This window comes from Sphingomonas sp. F9_3S_D5_B_2, assembly GCF_054263715.1.
In genome coordinates, this window is the sequence record NZ_JBSZFB010000003.1 from 482303 (window position 1) to 498298 (window position 15996).

General features: G+C 61.4%; 15 protein-coding genes, 1 tRNA gene, 2 pseudogenes and 1 riboswitch. Of the genes and pseudogenes, 8 read left to right on the forward strand and 10 right to left on the reverse strand.

Features of this window, described 5'->3' with window-relative positions; translation table 11 throughout:
• Positions 1–2: 2 nt before the first annotated feature.
• The 3 genes and pseudogenes from ACUXST_RS11040 to rplU all read right to left on the reverse strand — a co-directional run.
• Positions 3–554, reverse strand: coding sequence for a GNAT family N-acetyltransferase (locus tag ACUXST_RS11040; RefSeq protein ID WP_458390022.1), 552 nt, complete (start codon positions 552–554; stop codon positions 3–5).
• A gap of 163 nt (positions 555–717) precedes the next feature.
• The gene (rpmA, locus tag ACUXST_RS11045) at positions 718–990 is read right to left on the reverse strand and encodes a 50S ribosomal protein L27 (protein WP_458390023.1); all 273 of its coding nucleotides are present in this window, start codon (positions 988–990) and stop codon (positions 718–720) included.
• A 242-nt stretch (positions 991–1232) separates the two neighbouring features.
• Positions 1233–1589, reverse strand: a pseudogene (rplU, locus tag ACUXST_RS11050) (50S ribosomal protein L21); the annotation flags it as partial.
• 416 nt (positions 1590–2005) lie between these two features.
• On the opposite strand from rplU, the gene ACUXST_RS11055 reads away from it, so the two are divergent.
• On the forward strand, positions 2006–4477 hold the full coding sequence (locus ACUXST_RS11055) for a TonB-dependent receptor plug domain-containing protein (RefSeq protein ID WP_458390056.1): 2472 nt from the start codon (positions 2006–2008) through the stop codon (positions 4475–4477).
• A gap of 42 nt (positions 4478–4519) precedes the next feature.
• Here the strand turns inward: ACUXST_RS11055 and hspQ are convergent, their stop codons facing one another.
• Complete coding sequence (gene hspQ, locus ACUXST_RS11060) at positions 4520–4861, reverse strand: heat shock protein HspQ (protein WP_458390024.1); 342 nt, start codon at positions 4859–4861, stop codon at positions 4520–4522.
• 132 nt (positions 4862–4993) lie between these two features.
• Between hspQ and ACUXST_RS11065 the strand changes: the two genes are divergently transcribed.
• A tRNA-Ser gene (locus ACUXST_RS11065) sits at positions 4994–5083 on the forward strand.
• A gap of 450 nt (positions 5084–5533) precedes the next feature.
• Here ACUXST_RS11065 and ACUXST_RS11070 read toward each other — a convergent pair.
• From ACUXST_RS11070 to ACUXST_RS11080, 3 genes are all read right to left on the reverse strand, one after another.
• Positions 5534–5902, reverse strand: a complete 369-nt coding sequence (locus ACUXST_RS11070) for a hypothetical protein (protein WP_458390025.1) — start codon at positions 5900–5902, stop codon at positions 5534–5536.
• Positions 5903–6317: 415 nt separating this feature from the next.
• Positions 6318–7130 carry an RHS repeat-associated core domain-containing protein gene (locus tag ACUXST_RS11075; protein ID WP_458390057.1) on the reverse strand — a complete coding sequence of 271 codons (813 nt, stop codon included), beginning with the start codon at positions 7128–7130 and terminating at the stop codon, positions 6318–6320.
• A gap of 486 nt (positions 7131–7616) precedes the next feature.
• Complete coding sequence (locus ACUXST_RS11080; RefSeq protein WP_458390026.1) at positions 7617–7775, reverse strand: hypothetical protein; 159 nt, start codon at positions 7773–7775, stop codon at positions 7617–7619.
• Positions 7776–8614: 839 nt separating this feature from the next.
• On the opposite strand from ACUXST_RS11080, the gene ACUXST_RS11085 reads away from it, so the two are divergent.
• From ACUXST_RS11085 to ACUXST_RS11100, 4 genes are all read left to right on the forward strand, one after another.
• A complete protein-coding gene (locus ACUXST_RS11085) occupies positions 8615–8797 on the forward strand; it encodes a hypothetical protein (protein WP_458390027.1) in 183 nt (60 codons plus the stop codon).
• Positions 8798–9003: 206 nt separating this feature from the next.
• A complete protein-coding gene (locus ACUXST_RS11090) occupies positions 9004–9225 on the forward strand; it encodes a hypothetical protein (protein WP_458390028.1) in 222 nt (73 codons plus the stop codon).
• 781 nt (positions 9226–10006) lie between these two features.
• Positions 10007–11089: a hypothetical protein gene (locus tag ACUXST_RS11095; protein WP_458390029.1), complete on the forward strand. Its 1083-nt coding sequence runs from the start codon at positions 10007–10009 to the stop codon at positions 11087–11089.
• Positions 11090–11151: 62 nt separating this feature from the next.
• Complete coding sequence (locus ACUXST_RS11100) at positions 11152–11808, forward strand: ATP-binding cassette domain-containing protein (protein WP_458390030.1); 657 nt, start codon at positions 11152–11154, stop codon at positions 11806–11808.
• 329 nt (positions 11809–12137) lie between these two features.
• Here ACUXST_RS11100 and ACUXST_RS11105 read toward each other — a convergent pair whose 3' ends face one another.
• From ACUXST_RS11105 to ACUXST_RS11115, 3 genes are all read right to left on the reverse strand, one after another.
• Positions 12138–12536 (reverse strand): helix-turn-helix domain-containing protein, encoded by a 399-nt coding sequence (locus ACUXST_RS11105; protein ID WP_458390031.1) that lies wholly within the window; start codon positions 12534–12536, stop codon positions 12138–12140.
• Between the two features lie 370 nt (positions 12537–12906).
• The gene (locus ACUXST_RS11110) at positions 12907–13179 is read right to left on the reverse strand and encodes a PilZ domain-containing protein (RefSeq protein WP_458390032.1); all 273 of its coding nucleotides are present in this window, start codon (positions 13177–13179) and stop codon (positions 12907–12909) included.
• A gap of 383 nt (positions 13180–13562) precedes the next feature.
• The gene (locus tag ACUXST_RS11115; RefSeq protein ID WP_458390033.1) at positions 13563–14855 is read right to left on the reverse strand and encodes an alpha/beta hydrolase family protein; all 1293 of its coding nucleotides are present in this window, start codon (positions 14853–14855) and stop codon (positions 13563–13565) included.
• 88 nt (positions 14856–14943) lie between these two features.
• Positions 14944–15035, forward strand: a riboswitch (yybP-ykoY riboswitch).
• Positions 15036–15109: 74 nt separating this feature from the next.
• On the opposite strand from ACUXST_RS11115, the gene ACUXST_RS11120 reads away from it, so the two are divergent.
• Together ACUXST_RS11120 and ACUXST_RS11125 are read left to right on the forward strand one after the other, a co-directional pair.
• Positions 15110–15688 (forward strand): manganese efflux pump MntP, encoded by a 579-nt coding sequence (locus tag ACUXST_RS11120; protein WP_458390034.1) that lies wholly within the window; start codon positions 15110–15112, stop codon positions 15686–15688.
• A 128-nt stretch (positions 15689–15816) separates the two neighbouring features.
• A pseudogene (locus ACUXST_RS11125) lies at positions 15817–15996 on the forward strand (calcium-binding protein); the annotation flags it as partial.

Below are 15996 nucleotides of genomic sequence, written 5' to 3' on the forward strand. Positions count from 1 at the left end.
GCTCAGGCAGCGAGAGCCTCGCTTGCGAGCTCATCAGCCTGTTCTGCGAGGCTGAGCCGCATCAGCCGCGCCGGAGCGTCCTCGCCACGCGCGCAGCTCATGCGCGGAACCACGATGCCGACCGGTTCGAAGCCGAGCTTTTCGAGCACTCGCCCCGACGCCGGATTGTCGAGGAAGTGCGAACCCTCGAGCTGCTCGAGACCAAGCGCGCGGGCAATCTCGATGAGGGCCGAGCAGGCCTCAGTGGCGAAGCCGCGGCTCCAGTAGGAGCGGGCGACCCAGTAGCCCATCTCGACGGCGCCGGACCGACGCCGGCCGAGGCCGCAGGAGCCGATCAGGTTCGGTGCGCCGCTCGTGCGCTCGAAGATCAGGAAGGACGGCAGCAACGGATCTCGCGGGCTGGCGAGGAACGCTTCGGCGTCGCGCATGCGATAGGGCCACGGCGCCGTCGTGAGATTGCGGACGATCGTCTCGTCCCCGATCGCCTGCGCAAGCGCGGGCGCATCCTCGGGAAATCCGGGCCGAAGCAGCAGTCTTGGCGTCCTTGCGAACATCGTCCTTCTCCTCGCGCGCCGCGTAGCAGCGGCGTGTGACAGTTCGGGAGAAGGCATGAAAAAAGGGGAGACCCCTTCCGGGGCTCCCCTTCTCCCTTGATGGTCTCGATCCCTTGGGATCTCGTCCGGGCCGCCCCTGGTGGGAACGGCCTTTGAACCGTTCCTATTCTGCTGCTTCCGTAAGCATGGGCATAATATGCACGTACTTGCGGCCGAGCTTGCCGTCACGGAACGTGACTTGGCCGTCGGTGAGCGCAAAAAGGGTATGATCCTTGCCCAGGCCGACGTTGTCGCCCGGGTGCCACTTCGTGCCGCGCTGACGCACGATGATGTTGCCCGCGCGTGCCGACTGGCCGCCGAACAACTTCACGCCGAGGCGCTTGCTTTCACTGTCGCGGCCGTTCCGTGACGAGCCGCCTGCCTTTTTATGTGCCATGACTGTTACTTAGCCTTTGGAGTCTTCTTGGCCGCTGCCTTAGCAGGCGCAGCATTTTCTGTCGACGGGGTTTCGGCCGTCGGCTTGGCCTTGGACTTCGCAGTCTTTGCCGGCTTGCCGTTGCCGTTGCCGTCGCTCGGCGGATTGGCCTGCTTCTCGTTGTCCGGAGCCGGGTTTTCGGTCGGCTGCGTCTCCACCTGAGCAGGTCCGCTTGGGGCGGCGGCCGGGGCCGGAGTCGGCGAAGCTTCGGCCGGCTTTGGCGCTTTGGCTGCCTTTGCCGGAGCCTTCTTCTCTTCCTTCTGGTCGCCGATCGAGACGATCCTCAGGATCGTGTGCTGCTGGCGATGGCCCTTCTTGCGGCGATAATTGTGACGGCGGCGCTTCTTGAACACCGTGACCTTGTCGGCCTTCGCCTGAGCGACGATCTCGGCGGCGATGGTGAGGCCGTCCGTCGACTTGAGGTCAGATCCGTCGCCTGCGAGCAGGACGTCACCAAGGGTGATCTGGTCACCGGCATTGCCGTCGAGCTTTTCGACGACGATCTTATCTCCAGGGGCAACGCGATACTGCTTGCCGCCGGTGCGCACGACTGCGAACATTGGCTCTTCTCTTCTCTTCGAAACTGACTTCCCGCGCGCCTGTGCGTGTCTCGGCACCGCAGCGACCGGGAAAGCGCGCGGCCTATGGCAGGGGCTCCGCGGTGTCAACCGCACGGCCGTCGCAGGTGTCATGTTGCACCGCAACAACACTTTTCCCGAAATTTGCCGAGTGTGGGCGGCGAGAGGTTGCAAGCGAAAACCCTTATCCCATCTGCCGGACACGGTCAGCTGCTCACCCCAGAGGGAACAGACCCGTCCACATCACCAGACAGGCGTTCGCGCCTGAATGGACCTTACAACCTCTTGGCAGCAGGGCAGAGGACAAAATGTTTCAGCGTCACACTCAGGGTCAAACCGATCATTCCAGGAACGCCGCTCTAAGCGCGCGGGCAGCGAAGCTCGTGACCGCATCGGCAATGGCTCTGCTGTGCTCGGCACCGCTGCAAGCGCAGGTCACCGCCCCAACTCAGACGCCGGCCGGGCCGACCGGAGCCGCCCAGGACCAGCAGGGCGCCAGTCCGGCTGCGGCGCCAACGCCGCAATCGAGCGCGGACGCAACGACGCCGACGGCAAGCGGCGACATCGTCGTGACCGGCACCCGCGCGCCGCGGCGCTCGCGGCTCGATACCGCCTCGCCGGTGGACGTGCTCTCTGCAGCGAGCCTCCAGCATCAGGGCACGACCGAGCTCGGTGCGGCGCTCGCAACTGTCGCTCCCTCGATCGACTTTCCGCGCCCGTCGGCAACCGACGCCACGGACGCCGTTCGCCCGGCAACGCTGCGCGGCCTTTCACCAGACCAGACACTGGTTTTGATCAACAACGTCCGCGCGCACCCGGCCGCGACGCTCAACACCAACGGAACGGTCGGTCGCGGCTCGGCCGCGGTGGATCTCAACACGGTCCCGACACCGGCTCTCGACCGGATCGAAGTGCTGCGCGACGGCGCTTCCGCGCAATATGGCTCGGACGCGATTGCCGGCGTCATCAACCTGCGCCTGCGCCAGGCGAGGACCGGCGGCGCGATCTCGATAACGCACGGCTATTATCATACGCACGCCGTCACGGCGCGCGATGATCGTGACATTACGGGCGAGCCGACGACCACTGTTCAGGGCTGGAAGGGCCTCGGCTTCGGCTCGGACGGGTACGTCACAGTCTCCGGCGAATACGTTAGCCGTTCGCCAACCAACCGCTCCGACGCTCCAGCACCGAATGCTGTGACGCCGGTTTCCGGCCCGACCGTGCGGGGCCGGTTCGGTGACCCTTCGGTCAAGCAAGCGTCCGGTTTCGTGAATGCCGGCACGAGCATTGCACCCGATTGGCAGCTTTACGGCTGGGCCGGCTACCAGCGCCGCCACACCTCAAGCGCGGCCTTCCCGCGCCCGACCAGTGCCGGCACGGTCGATTTCGCGGCGCTCGCGGGCTATCCCAACGGGTTCCTGCCGCTGATCGACACCGTTTCGAAGGATCTCAACAGCGCCGTCGGCGTGAAGGGTGTCGTCGGCGACGGCTGGAACGTTGACGTTAATGCGAGCTATGGCCGCAACAAGGTCAGCTTCCGTACCGAGAACTCCGCCAACTATTCGTATGGCGCGGCTTCCCCGCACGACTTCTACGACGGCGCGCTCATCTATGATCAGCTGGTCGGCAACCTCGACGTCACGAAGACGCTGCCGGTGTTCCAGTCGCTCAACCTGGCGATCGGCCTGGAAGGGCGCCGGGAAGGTTACCAAATCACCCCGGGTGAGCAGGCTTCGTTTGGCTACCCCGCAACGGGTGCTGTGCCGGGCGCAGCACCGGGCGCGCAGGGATTCGGCGGCTTCTCGCCCCTGAACGCGATCAAGCGGCACCGGGAGAACGGCAGCGCCTACCTCGACGCGGAAGCTCAGATCACCGACAAGCTGCTCATCGCGGCGGCCGTGCGTGGGGAAACCTATTCCGACTTCGGGCAGGTCGCGACGGGCAAGCTGTCCGCGCGGTACGACTTCAGTCCCGCGTTCGCTTTGCGCGGCACGGTTTCGACGGGGTTCCGCGCGCCCTCGCTCCAGCAGCAGTATTTCACGTCGATCGCGTCCGTCATCACCAATGGCGCGCCGGTGCTCACCGGAACCTTCCCTTCCACGGCGCCGGTCGCTGTCGCGCTGGGCGGACGCCCGCTGCAGCCGGAGAAGTCGACCAACTACTCGCTCGGAACGGTTGTGCGCCTCGGCGGCTTCGACCTGACCGTAGACGGCTATTACATCCGCCTGCGTGATCAGCTTGGGCTTTCGGAAAGCCTTTCGGCGTCGTTCAGCCCTGAGGTCGCGGCGCTGCTTGCTCCTTATGATGTCAGCGCCGCGCGCTTCTTCATCAACGGATTGGCGTCGCACACCCAAGGCATCGACGTGGTCGGCCACTACCGGCTGCCGACGTCGACAGCCGGCGTTTTCGACTTCACCGTTGCGGGCAACGTCAACAAGACCAAGGTGACGCGCGTTCCGACCACCACATCGGCTCTGAACCCGGCTCCGACGCTGTTCGCTCGCAGTCGGATCCTGACGCTGACGGAAGGCACGCCTGGCGAGAAGGTCACCGGAACGGTCGACTGGTCGCTCAAGCAGTTCGGAGCGACGGCGCGCGTGACCTACTATGGCGACGTCAACGAGCCGGGTACGACGGAAGCGGCTGACATCCACACCGGTAAGCACGCGATCACCGATGTTGAACTGCGCTACCAGCCGCGGCATGGCCTGCAACTGGCGTTGGGCGCCCAGAACCTGTTCGACGTCTACCCCGATCGCGTGCCCGGCACGCTGAATGGTCCGAGCGGCGTGCTCGGGTTCCCGTACTACTCACCGTTCGGCTTCAACGGGCGTTACCTGTACGGACGCGCCGGGATCAACTTCTAAGGCTGACCAGCGGGCGGCGCGGACTTCGGTTCGCGTCGCTTCTCACTGGCGGTGCTCAGGCCGGAGGCGGTAGCCGGTCCCATCGGTCCGATCGAACATGGTCGCGAGCGCCGGGTGTTCGAGCGGCTCGTCGCTGTCGTCGACCACCAGGTTCTGCTGGCTGACGTAGGCGACGTAGCCGTTCTCCGCATTCTCGGCGAGCAAGTGGTAGAAGGGCTGGTTCTTGGCCGGCCGGATCTCCTCGGGGATTGCGGCGTACCACTCGTCCGTGTTCGAAAAGACCGGATCGACGTCGAAGATCACACCGCGGAAATCGAAGATGCGGTGACGGACCACATCGCCGATGCCGAAACGTGCCAGCGGCATGTCGATAGCAGGGGTCATGGGTGGTGAACGTTCGAGTGGCGACATGGCTTCATATCTAGGTGCCCATCGAGACTAGGCAAGGCGACGGGCCGCTGCTAAGCGCCCGCCCGACCCGCAGCCGGCATCCGACCGGCAGTGCGCGCCCTTCGCGGAGAGGTGGCTGAGTGGTCGAAAGCACCGCACTCGAAATGCGGCGTATGGGCAACCGTACCGTGGGTTCGAATCCCACCCTCTCCGCCACGCACACAGCAAAACAGTCTCTGTTTGAGACCTTAGCCGCTAAGGCTCGGGAATACGCAGGTTTGTAAGTGCTGAACCCTCGCGGGTGCCGACCTTCTAGGGTCGGTCGTCCGCCGAACAGGGCCAATCACACGGAGCCAGTCTCCGCGGCTGCCATGGCCGGTCCGCTTCCCTGATCAAACAGGAAGAACAGGGAAAATTTGACATTTGGCGCCTAGAAACAGGCTCGATAGCGGCGGATGGCAATGCCGCAGCCGGCAGGAGGTGCAGTTTTCCGCCACTTCAGTGCGCCCACGCGACGCTTCCCTGTTCTTCGCCAGATCAGGGCCTTAATTCCTCAAAACAGGGGCATCATCCAGCTTAAGCAGGCCACTTCATCGACTTAACAGGTGTTGAGGATGAGCGCCGAATCTAGCGGCCCGCGAGCCGTTCTTCCGATCTGAGTGTCCGTTAGAGGCCAAGCGCCGCGGCGATCTTACCCGAGTTTCCCGGCTCATTCGTCGTTGCCGTTGGTGTGTCTGCAAGTGGCCGATAGCAGACTGTCCGCAATCCCAAAAACACCACGCAATTCCGACCCAGATGCGGCGCGTACATGCGGGACTTTTGGTAATAGAGGCCTTGCCCCGAGGCCGGTGACGTGCCGAGGTCGCCAAGCCAGGCCTGCCCCGTGTACTGGAAGCGGCCGACGTTGGTTGGCTGCGGCTTGCCGTATTCGTCATACTTGTTGATCTGCGTGACGGCGGCATTGTCGTCGGACAAGGCGATAATGCTGCCGCGCTCGTCGGCGGTCAGCCAGGTGCAATCGCCGGCGGCGTCCAAGCTGACCAGCTGCTGGTCTATTTTGGCGCCAACACATTGTTCCGATCACGTAGTATTTGCCGAAAAGAAATATGAATTAGGGTCGTTTGTGAAGCCATTATCTGGAACGCATGGTCCGTCGGGTTCACGCTGCTATTCCGTGGAAGCCATATTATTACTCTAAGCCTGTTGATGTCCGCAATTAGTGCAGACCCGATGCGGCTTCGCCAGTAAGGTTCGATAGGGATGCGCTCGATCAAAATAGACGCTCGTCCCGCATTGTCGGCACCGAGTAAACCAAGCCAGCGCTCCGTTGAAAATAAGCCAACCCGCAAGAGCAATAAAGTTATTCAGGAATAGGCCAAGAACAAGTGCTACGGGAACGAGCATCACCACTACGGGGCGCAACGCTACGGCTGTCGCATAATTATTCATATCAGCAACCCAAATCATAGAGCTTGGGCGTATGAAGTCCGATCGACGCTCCGCCATTGGCGAAACCGATCGGGCCACCAACTTTTCCGACTGTGACACTGTTCTGCCCAGGGCTGGTTCCGAGAAGGGTTCGCGTGCCGACGACACCAATTCCGTACCCTCCACCAAACTGTGTGATGACGTTGGCAGAAACAATCTTGTTGCCGCTTGACGAGAAAGTCGCAGTCGGTCCGGCTTCAACCCCAAGTCCAACACCGACAGCAACATAGGCATCACCGCCGAACTGGCCCGTCGTAAAGTCGGCCTTGTAGCTTCCTCCTACGGATCCACCCAGACCAGCATAAAGATCGGCTCCACCACCAAGGTCAACATTACCCACGTAGCAAAATGCTTTTTTCAGCGATGAGCCGGCCCGGCTCAGGAAATTTCTCGGCGACAGCAAATCCTGGCTCCGGGACACGAAAGCTGCGAAAAGGCTAAGCGCACCTCCACCTCCGCTTGCGCCTGCAGCACCGCTGAGCCCCGTTGCGGGACAGGGGCCAGGAATGCCCTCACCTGGATCGAAGTGTCCGTTGGTACTAGTCCCAACGGCACACGCTATTAGCCCCAGCGGGTCGACCAAATTCACCGGATCATTCAGCACATAAGCATAGAGGTTCAGCCCGTCGCCCGCATATCCAATCGGGTCCGGCTGCATGAAGCGGCCGAGATGCGGCGCGTACATGCGGGACTTTTGGTAATAGAGGCCCTGTCCCGAGGCCGGTGACGTGCCGAGGTCGCCAAGCCAGGCCTGCCCCGTGTACTGGAAGCGTATACGATGCCACTGCTAATCAGCGCCTGCACACGCGCCATGTTAGCACGCCTGTAGGGCACGTTGATCTTCGCAGTCTCGTAGAGATTGGTGAAGCTCAGCGGCACCAAGATGTCACTTGCCCGTACCGATTGAACGATCCTCGTCAGCGCGGCATGCTCCTCGGGATACCGTTCTTTGTCCCACGAGCCGCGGGCCAAGTTGACCCACGCGTTCTGGTCAAAATATGCGATGCGAATCACGCTCACCTACAATTGCTGTAGCTCACGACTTCATCGAACGTCGGCTCTCGAGTCCACTTCAATTGCTCTTGCACGACGCACAACGGCAACTAGCAGACGCTTGGGCATCAGCTGAACGAACGACTGGTTGCGGACACAGAGCTCGTCACCCGGAGCGATCTGGAAATGGCGCACAACCGAATGGCAGCGAGTGGCCGTTAGCGAGCGTCGGCTAATGGCAGCTTTCGACCCATTGCAGACATTAGGCTCAATCCCGCCGCCGACCGTCAACGTAGAGATGAACCGACCAGAGAGCTTGCCGAATGGCTTCAATCAGGTCAGCTGACAGCGGAGTATCGCACGCCGCGAGACGGGCGGGATGGCTGGTGCTCGACCACCTAATCTCGATCTCTCTGAGCTTGTTCATCAGCGGCGCGTCCTCAGGCCGTTCATCATGAAAGCAAACCAAAGGATCAGGCTGCTCACCAAGGGGACGGAAGGGTTGAAGCTTCGCGCGAAAATCCCCTGCGTCTGCGCGCGAGACCCGGAAATGTTTTTCAGTGTTGCCGTGCCTCGTTATAACGCGACCATCAGCCGAAACAGCGACATCGTAGTTGGGGCAAACTCCCGAACATACCGCGAACCAAGGCCGTCGAGACAGAGTAACCGTTTCCTGCGGAGCCGTCGCGGCAGAGGCCACACCGGCAACTCCGAGGATGGCCGCGACTGCTAAACGACGGAACGGCTTTGTCATTGCGCACTTGTAACGCGCCAATGTCTGCATTCCACCCGAAGCTGCCGCCGGTGCGCTCGGCGGCATGGTCGCCATCCGCCCTTTAGGTCTGCGGGACTACTGAAAGTCTCCCCTCGATCGACCCGGTCTGCGTGTTGGCAGAATGCATCTATTGCATGGCACCTGGAACTCGGTAAGATAATGGATCTAAACGATTATCAGGTGCCCCAATGTCGAAGTCGATGCAACACAACCTACTCGCCTTGGCTGTTCTCGCTTTGCTTGCGCTGTCATCGGTTGAACTCGGTGGGTTTCACGCCACGATCGATGCGGCGTACGACCACGGGTATGCTGTAGGCTCGTTCCTTCGATCAACCGTGCACGGGAACTCTGCGACCTGACCGAAACTCGGAGCTGGACGCTTACTGAAGGTTAGCTACTTAGGCCCGCTTTCCACCCGAAGCTGTCGGTAGGGGTTAGCGTCTGGGTTCGACTCATTGCAGACATCAACGTGAAGCGTAGAGTTCGCGTCCATGGGGTGGATGCAGAAGTCGACGGCCGTAACTGTGCTGCTGCTGCTGCTGCTGAGTGCCGCGGACAATCCGCCCCGCGCGTACTTTCAGGAGATGACCGGAACAACGGTTCAGCGTTTCACACTCATCGCTGACAAGGTCTGGCTTTCTCAGAATCTCCGCGATCTTGATCCTTCAGGTTGAGAAACCACGATCCTGACTGGGAAGCCAATCGGAAGCGTTGTCGCGAAATCGGGGGGTCACCCTATGCGCATCGAGCGACTTGGCCGAGAACGACCTGATTTATCGGCTGCGAGGCAAGCGAATATTCCCATTGCCGCTGCCCATTGCGGGGGTAAGGTTGCCAAGTGAACCTGGTCAGCGCGTTCCTGCTCGTGGCAAGCTCGTCCGTGTCGAATCAAACTGAGCTGCAGAAGCGACTCGATGCAGTCGCCGTCCGATGCGATCTATACCGCCATCATCATCGCCTGCAGGCGCTGTCGGCAACCGAAGTCGCGATCAATCCGCTGCCAAATGTTCGAGCCCTGCCGCCGCCTCAATATGTTATCGAGTGCGTGCGCGCCGAGCTGAGGAAGCTGCCGGGCGTTACCTTGCATGGCTACCCGCGCTGACGAGCCAGCGTCCTTTCGATCGCCGACGGCAAGATAAACGCTGACAGGTCCTGGACTCGATCGACAGCTCTCCGGGCTCGTCATATCGGAGCAATGCCGCTGCTTGCGTGCTCCAGACCGCCCGACAACGAAGCCGCTCGATTGAACGAGCGCGATCGCGAACCCTCGCAAGCTGTCGCTGGATGGTGTTCGCTATTCGGCTCAAGTGATGCTTATTCCATGCCGGCAAGCTTGCTACTTCGGGCGGCGATGGAGATCACCCGGCGCGAACCCGCGGGCGCACTGTCCAGTTTCCAGCCGAACCAGACATGAGTCCCCGCGGCGGTTCGCTTCCATATTCGCGCTGCTCGCATCCGATCGACGGTCACAGGCGTTAGTTCAGCCGGAGGTACTCGTGCGCAAAATAGTGGTCCTTATTGGAGTGGCAGCCCTACTTGGCGCCTGTGCGCAAACACCTGGTTCTGTCGCAGACGGACAGAGCGCATCATGGGCCGGTAAGTCGGCAAAAGCGGCTGCACCGGGCGACAAGAAGCTCTGTCGGCAGGACATAGGCACCGGCTCGGTTATGCTGAAGAATGTCTGTCATACCAAGACCGAATGGTCGACTATCGATGCGCAAAACGGTGCCGAAACGGAACGTTTCAACAGGGAGCGTTCCGGATCGTCCCGGGCAGCGAACGACTAGGCCTGGGCACGGAACGTCTGGTTTCCACTCATTGCAGACCCGCCGTTTGACCGTGCGCCTCGACGCGGTCGATCGGCTGGCCGATAAGGGTCGGCAGTGCTGAACCGGCATTCACCAGAGCTACTGCTGTGGCGCTTCGATTTGGCGCTCGTCTCGGCGGCATTCCGCCGCACTTTCAACAGTGTCTTCGACATCCTGCTCTTAATTGCCGTCCTCGTTGGAGTCCTGATCGGGATCGCCTATGCGATCGATCACGCGACGACCGTCCCGCTCGCCCGAGAAGCCGCCGTGTTCATACTGCTCAGCTGGCCGTTAGCCTACTGGGTGGCTCGATCGGCTCGCAAACGGCTGTCCTGGTTCGAGGAATGCACGCCGTTGTGCGCCGTGGCTCTGCAGCCGTCAGCAGGCCGCAACTACCTGCTCGTTCCTCTTCTTGCTGCTGCCGGGCTATTGATCGGGCCTGTGCTGGTCGCAGCCCCGGAGATCGTCAGCAGATTTTCGATCGGTTCCTTGACTGCCGTCGGCCTTATCTGCGGTAACTTGCACGGGCTGGTATGGGCCTCGTCCGATGCGGTGCCGTTTGCGTCCGTGCGTGGGAAGTTGCCTCCGGGCCACGGCGCCCGGCTGCTCGCGTTTGCTGTCATGCGTTCACAACTGTTCGGGTTGCCGCCAAGACCTGTTGTGCTGACGATTCTGGCAGCCACGCTATTTTGCTCGGTCGCAGCGGCGTTCCTCGTTGCAAACGGCTCAACAGCGGCAGTCGCGGCGGCGGCGGTCACGGTCGTCACACTGGCGGCCTTTAGCCGACCCGATTTTCAATTGTCCAAGTGCGCTCCCAGGGCCGGCTTTGGGCCAAGCGCTGTCATCGTGGCGCACGGACTGTTGCCGCTAGGTATCGCACTCGTAAGCACGCTTGCGGCCTTCCTCGTCCGCGGCGCTAGTGCGGCGTTCCTGGCTTTAACGTGGGGGGCGTGGGCGCTCTTTTTCACTTCCATGGTGCTGAGCGCGTTGCGTTTTCCACGCGTTTCGAAGCAGGCTGCCGTATTGCGGCTGTTGGCCGACATGGTGATTCTCGCGGTGCTTGGCATGGTCTTCTTTCCCATGCTGATCGTCGGTGCCCTTGGCATCATGGCTCACGCAGCGATCGCTCATCGGAGGCTGCTTTGGAGACTGGACTAAACTACGCCGTGAGCGTGCGCGATGTCGTGGTCGCAAGATCGCGATTGCCGGTAGTTTGCGGCGTGTCGCTCGATCTGCGTGCGGGTTCGTGGGCCGGCCTCGTCGGGGCCAATGGAAGCGGCAAGACGACGCTGATCCGCGCACTGGCGGGGCGTCTGCCGGTCGGCAAAGGCGACATTATCGTGCATGGCCACCAATGCGCCAACGACCGGCTGTTCATCGCGACAAAGATCGGGCTCTCGCCAGACGTCCAAGACCTTCCGACCAACCTCTCCGGCAACGAATATTTGCGTCTATGCATCCGAAGATCGTCCGATCGCTCGCGCCTCGACGAACTTGAAGCGGCTCTCGATTTTCGCAGCTTTGCCATGCGAGCGTTGGGCGAAATGTCAGCGGGGATGAAGCAGCGGATTGCGATTTACGCCGCCTTCGTGAACGGTGAGTCGACGGTCTTCCTCGACGAGCCCTTCAACTGGCTCGATCCGGTCTGCTCCTTCAATACGAAAAGGGCTCTACGGTCTCTGACGCAAGAGCATGGGTACACTATCCTGACGGCGCTCCACGACATGGCGACACTGACCGTCCACTGCGATCACGGCTTCCTCATGTCGGCCGGAAAGATAGCGCGAGAGCTCAATCGGGTGGAGCTTCGAGCCGGCGCGAAGGACTTCGCTGCCTTCGAGGCGACGATGATCCAGAGCCTGCTCCGAGCAGGCTAAGCTCTGCTCTTCACCCATTCCAGCGCACTCGATATTCGGAGCTGGAGAGCAGAACCGAAAGGCTCGAGGCGATCACGAGTTTCCGGGCGGATAGCTTCGGCGGGCCATTGACCGCGACTGGCCGAGGTACCCCGACCAACAGCGGTTACGACATCACCTACACGTACCCAGACAGTGCTTCGTGAACCGCTGGCGTCAACAGGCAGGGCGCTTGCGTTAGACGATCGTGTCACGAAGCGGCGCACGCCAGGAAACCCGTTTCGACCCATCGCAGACATTAACCGTGTGAGCTGAAAGGTCGGTGGCCGCCGTGTCCGTCGAAGCGGACCCTAGGTTCTGATCACGATGTCGACCCGATCGGGAGTCACCTCGAACAGAGCAGCAATTTGCCGCCGAAACTGGTCCAAACGATCACCTCGGCTTACCTCCGGGTAACTCGGGGACGGCTGAGAATGTGTAGACCTAGGCTCTGAATCATCATCGGCGATCCCGCTCATCAATTGCATCCAACTGACTTCGAGTGCCTTCTCCAACTTCAACATGACTTCGATTCGAGGCATCACGCCATTCTCTTCCCAATTGTGCACGGCGGTCGGGCTCACAGCCACCCGACGAGCCAAATCAGACTTGCTGAGGGCCGCAAGTTCGCGGAAGCGCTTGATTCGACCGCCTACAAGTCTTGCCCTGTTCATGACCGTCACTCCACGATGCTCCTGGAAGAAAGCCATTAAACTAAACTTTGAGTTCAAACAATAGTTGGCTATACGGCTCAAAAAGAGCCGGGAACGTCAGCTTTCCACCTAAAGCTGCCGTTAGCCGCGTGTCTGCTTTCGACCCATTGCAGACGTTAGCGGCTCGTAGCCGCTCCACTGCATTTGCGAAGACCGGGACGTGGCGCCGCCACTGTCAATTCTTGGGCAGTCTAGCGCGGGGGGTCAAAGGGCGGCCCCCAAGTGTAAGAGATCGCGAGGAAGCCCTTAATTAGTGAAGCTCCCGTGCGGGGGGCACGTTCGAAGCGCCGCCCCTCTAAACTCTGTCCGCCAGACTCGGTTGCCAAGCACTCGTCAGGATTCAGCAACGCCCAGCTAGGCGTCTAAGTTAGTGAAACACGCCTTCAACGTCGTCGATGAATGTACCGCCTGCTTCGTCAGCTGTGACCCAGTGCAGCTGAGCCCGAGCGTCCGAACGTGACGTTCCGATCATAACGATTTCACCGATGTTCAGGTCTGCCCCTGCATGTTCGACCTTGAACCCCCGGCGCGACAAGTCCTTGAATGTGACGGGCAGCCTGACGCCATCAGAATTGGTCAGTTGCGCTTCGAGGCTGACCTCGATGCGCTTCTCCCGCTCCGGTTTTCTTCTGATCTGCATCAGAGTCGGGTCGCACCTCGAGATGTAATCTAAGTTAACTTCCCGGCGATTTAGCTGAGCTTCCTCGCGTGAGGCTGCCGAGCTTGCTTCGCTCCGACCGATGACGATCCCGCAGCCGTGGCAGATACGTCTTCGAGACGCGCTCGGTAGAAGCTGGAGGCGGTGCAAACGGTGCTGCATTCCAAATGAACGCCCAGTGGTTCCCCGGTCGCCTGTCGGCTGAGCCAGCCAAAGCTGGAAGATCCCCGTTTCGTTTCGGACGATTTCGTTAGGACCAGGTGCCAATCACGCAGGCCGACGTGCAAGTTTGCGCGAAGGCACTTGGAGACTGGAAGGGCGCAGAGATCGGCGCCCTCCGTTGATTCCTGATCGACCCGCCGCCCTCACCGTCCGTGAACGACTTCAAGCATCCAGGTCGTGAGGTCCTTCTCAAGTGAGGGTGCCGGTTCTAGGTTGTGATTTGCTCCTCGATAGACACGCACTATCAAGTGCGTGTTGCCGCCACTTGCCAGCGCTCCGCGGATCGCATCGACGCTTGCAATCGGCGGCACGTTCTCATCGGAGCTCCCTTCAGCAAGGAACACGGGAACTTTGACACGGCGCCAGAACACCTGGGGGTCAGTGTCCAAGTTCAGCCACCGCAAGTAGGACTTGCGGTCCTGCTCTGAGGGAATGCGACGAGGTAGCGTGGTGAACTTTGCCCACCGCTCTTGCGCTGCCGCCTCCAGCATGGCTTGCATGAGCCCTCTGTCTCCGCCCCTCCGAATGAACTCATCGAGCCGTCGTTGGACCCTCATGGCTTGTTCGATCTCAGCGGGTGAGAAGTGCAGGGATCGAAGGCGGATCGCATCTGCGTAGAGCGTTACTTCGGCGAAGCTCACGCCGGGCGCAGCGCACGCCACGATGAATGCGAACGGATGTCTGCTGGCGGCAATGGGTGCCACCCAACCGCCTTGGCTATACCCCCAGAGACCGAGCTGCTTCCTGTCGATGTCCTTTCGTGCCTCAAGCATTGCCGCAGCGGCAACAACGTCGCTCGCGAGGACCTCGAGACTCGCGGTGCCCCCATTGGTCTCAGCACCGGTCGGTCGCTTGTCGTAGATGAATGCAGCTATGCCGTGACGGGCAAACAGGTCTGCGAAGTAGCGGTAATCGTTCCGATCCGGTGTGCTCGAGCCGTGGATCAGGATCACTGCCGGAAAGGGCCCTTGGCCCTCCGGCATGAGCAGCGAGCCGGAGAGCGGCACCGTTCCACTGGAGAACTTCAGTAGCGCCTCCCGGTATGGGCGCCTGACTGGACGTGCCCGGCGAAACTCCATCGCGATCGTATGACCGCCACCGGTGGCCTCGCCTTGCAGTAAGCCGCCGCGTAAGACACCTGCAAATCGGAGCGGCGCCTCGCGGGCAGGCAGATCGAAGTTAATGGTCGATCCACTCGTATGAACTTCCGAGAGAGGCTTGCCGAGCAGGCGTTCAGTCGGAAGGCTCATGCTGCCGGCGAGTTGATCTCCGCGGGGCCAAAAATTCAACTCCATTGGAATCCGACGTGTGCGATCCTCGACTTGGCCCACCCAACGGCCATCCAGCTTCGCCAGCGGAAGCACAGTTACCGGGTGGCAGGAGCCGACCAAGCCAGCTACCACCGCAACCGCCGATACCCTGCGTACTGCCTGCATCGTTCGCATGATGTGGCAGACGATCAGAAACGCAAGCACTCCTTCGCTCGCCCAGGGTTGATTGGCAGCTTGCGAGTGAGTAGCGGAGCCTGCGTTGGGGAGTAGCTTCCGACCCTCTCGGTCGGCCCCGCGTCAACACACTTGCGCTTCGGCGCATGGCGCGGGAGCGGCATCGCCGCCTAGCGAGACCAGCACGGATCAGGGCCTGCCCGGGCGTCCTGACACGTGCTGCGTGCGCCCGGCGGAGCAACAAGATGACACCCTTCTCGATTGCCGTTCTGGCCTTCAGCATGTCGGCGGACGCGTGCGCAGCGGCCATCGCGCGCGGAGCCTCAACGCGTCCGACGATCCGCGCGGCTGTTTTGAACGGTGCGGTTTTCGGACTGGTCGAGGCGCTTACACCTCTCGTCGGATGGGCCATCGGCCTTGCCGCCAGCCGCTACGTTGCGGCGATTGACCATTGGGTCGCATTCGTCCTGCTGGGAGGCGTGGGTGGCAAGATGGCCTTTGAGAGCGTCGAACGGATCTTCGGGGCTGCCGAACTGGAGGAAGACGCGCCGCGCCATAACGGGATCCTGACGCTCGTCCTAACAGCAGTTGCGACCAGCATTGATGCGGCAGCCGTTGGGGTCACACTGGCGCTGGTAAACGTGAACATCGTCTCGGTCGCTCTGGCAATCGGCGCTGCGACATTCACCATGGCAACTGCTGGCTTGCTCGTCGGACGCGCCTTCGGCGTCAGATTCGGTCCCGTCCTCGAGCTGATTGGTGGTCTGGGCCTGATTGGGATCGGGACCGGCATTCTGCTCCAGCACACGGGTGTTGTTGGCTGAAGCAGGTGCTCGAGCTGCTAATTGCAGTGCGATCTGCAAGTGCTTGAATTTACTTGTCAGAAAGGAGCGCTTCTTTAGCATCGTGCCTCCGGACGAGGAGTGTCGCCCGGGTGTAGGAGCACAAGTTTATGTCACATGGGACTTCAGGGGACGACGATTACAGCGGGAGCGGCGGCGACGACTCGTATGAGGGGGGCGGCGGTGACGACCGGTTGAGCGGTCGTGGTGGCGACGATAATCTGTCAGGCGGAAGCGGCAGTGACGATCTACGCGGCGGGGACGGTTCGGACGATCTGTCTGGCGACGAT

Coding starts and splice junctions, on each gene's coding strand:
- ACUXST_RS11040 (WP_458390022.1), bottom strand. CDS start 554: ATGTTCGCAAGGACGCCAAGACTGCTGCTTCGGCCCGGATTTCCCGAG.
- hspQ (WP_458390024.1), bottom strand. CDS start 4,861: ATGACCCCTGCTATCGACATGCCGCTGGCACGTTTCGGCATCGGCGAT.
- ACUXST_RS11085 (WP_458390027.1), top strand. CDS start 8,615: ATGGGGTGGATGCAGAAGTCGACGGCCGTAACTGTGCTGCTGCTGCTG.
- ACUXST_RS11110 (WP_458390032.1), bottom strand. CDS start 13,179: ATGCAGATCAGAAGAAAACCGGAGCGGGAGAAGCGCATCGAGGTCAGC.
- ACUXST_RS11105 (WP_458390031.1), bottom strand. CDS start 12,536: ATGGCTTTCTTCCAGGAGCATCGTGGAGTGACGGTCATGAACAGGGCA.
- ACUXST_RS11080 (WP_458390026.1), bottom strand. CDS start 7,775: ATGAACAAGCTCAGAGAGATCGAGATTAGGTGGTCGAGCACCAGCCAT.
- ACUXST_RS11115 (WP_458390033.1), bottom strand. CDS start 14,855: ATGCAGGCAGTACGCAGGGTATCGGCGGTTGCGGTGGTAGCTGGCTTG.
- rpmA (WP_458390023.1), bottom strand. CDS start 990: ATGGCACATAAAAAGGCAGGCGGCTCGTCACGGAACGGCCGCGACAGT.
- ACUXST_RS11055 (WP_458390056.1), top strand. CDS start 2,006: ATGGCTCTGCTGTGCTCGGCACCGCTGCAAGCGCAGGTCACCGCCCCA.
- ACUXST_RS11120 (WP_458390034.1), top strand. CDS start 15,110: ATGACACCCTTCTCGATTGCCGTTCTGGCCTTCAGCATGTCGGCGGAC.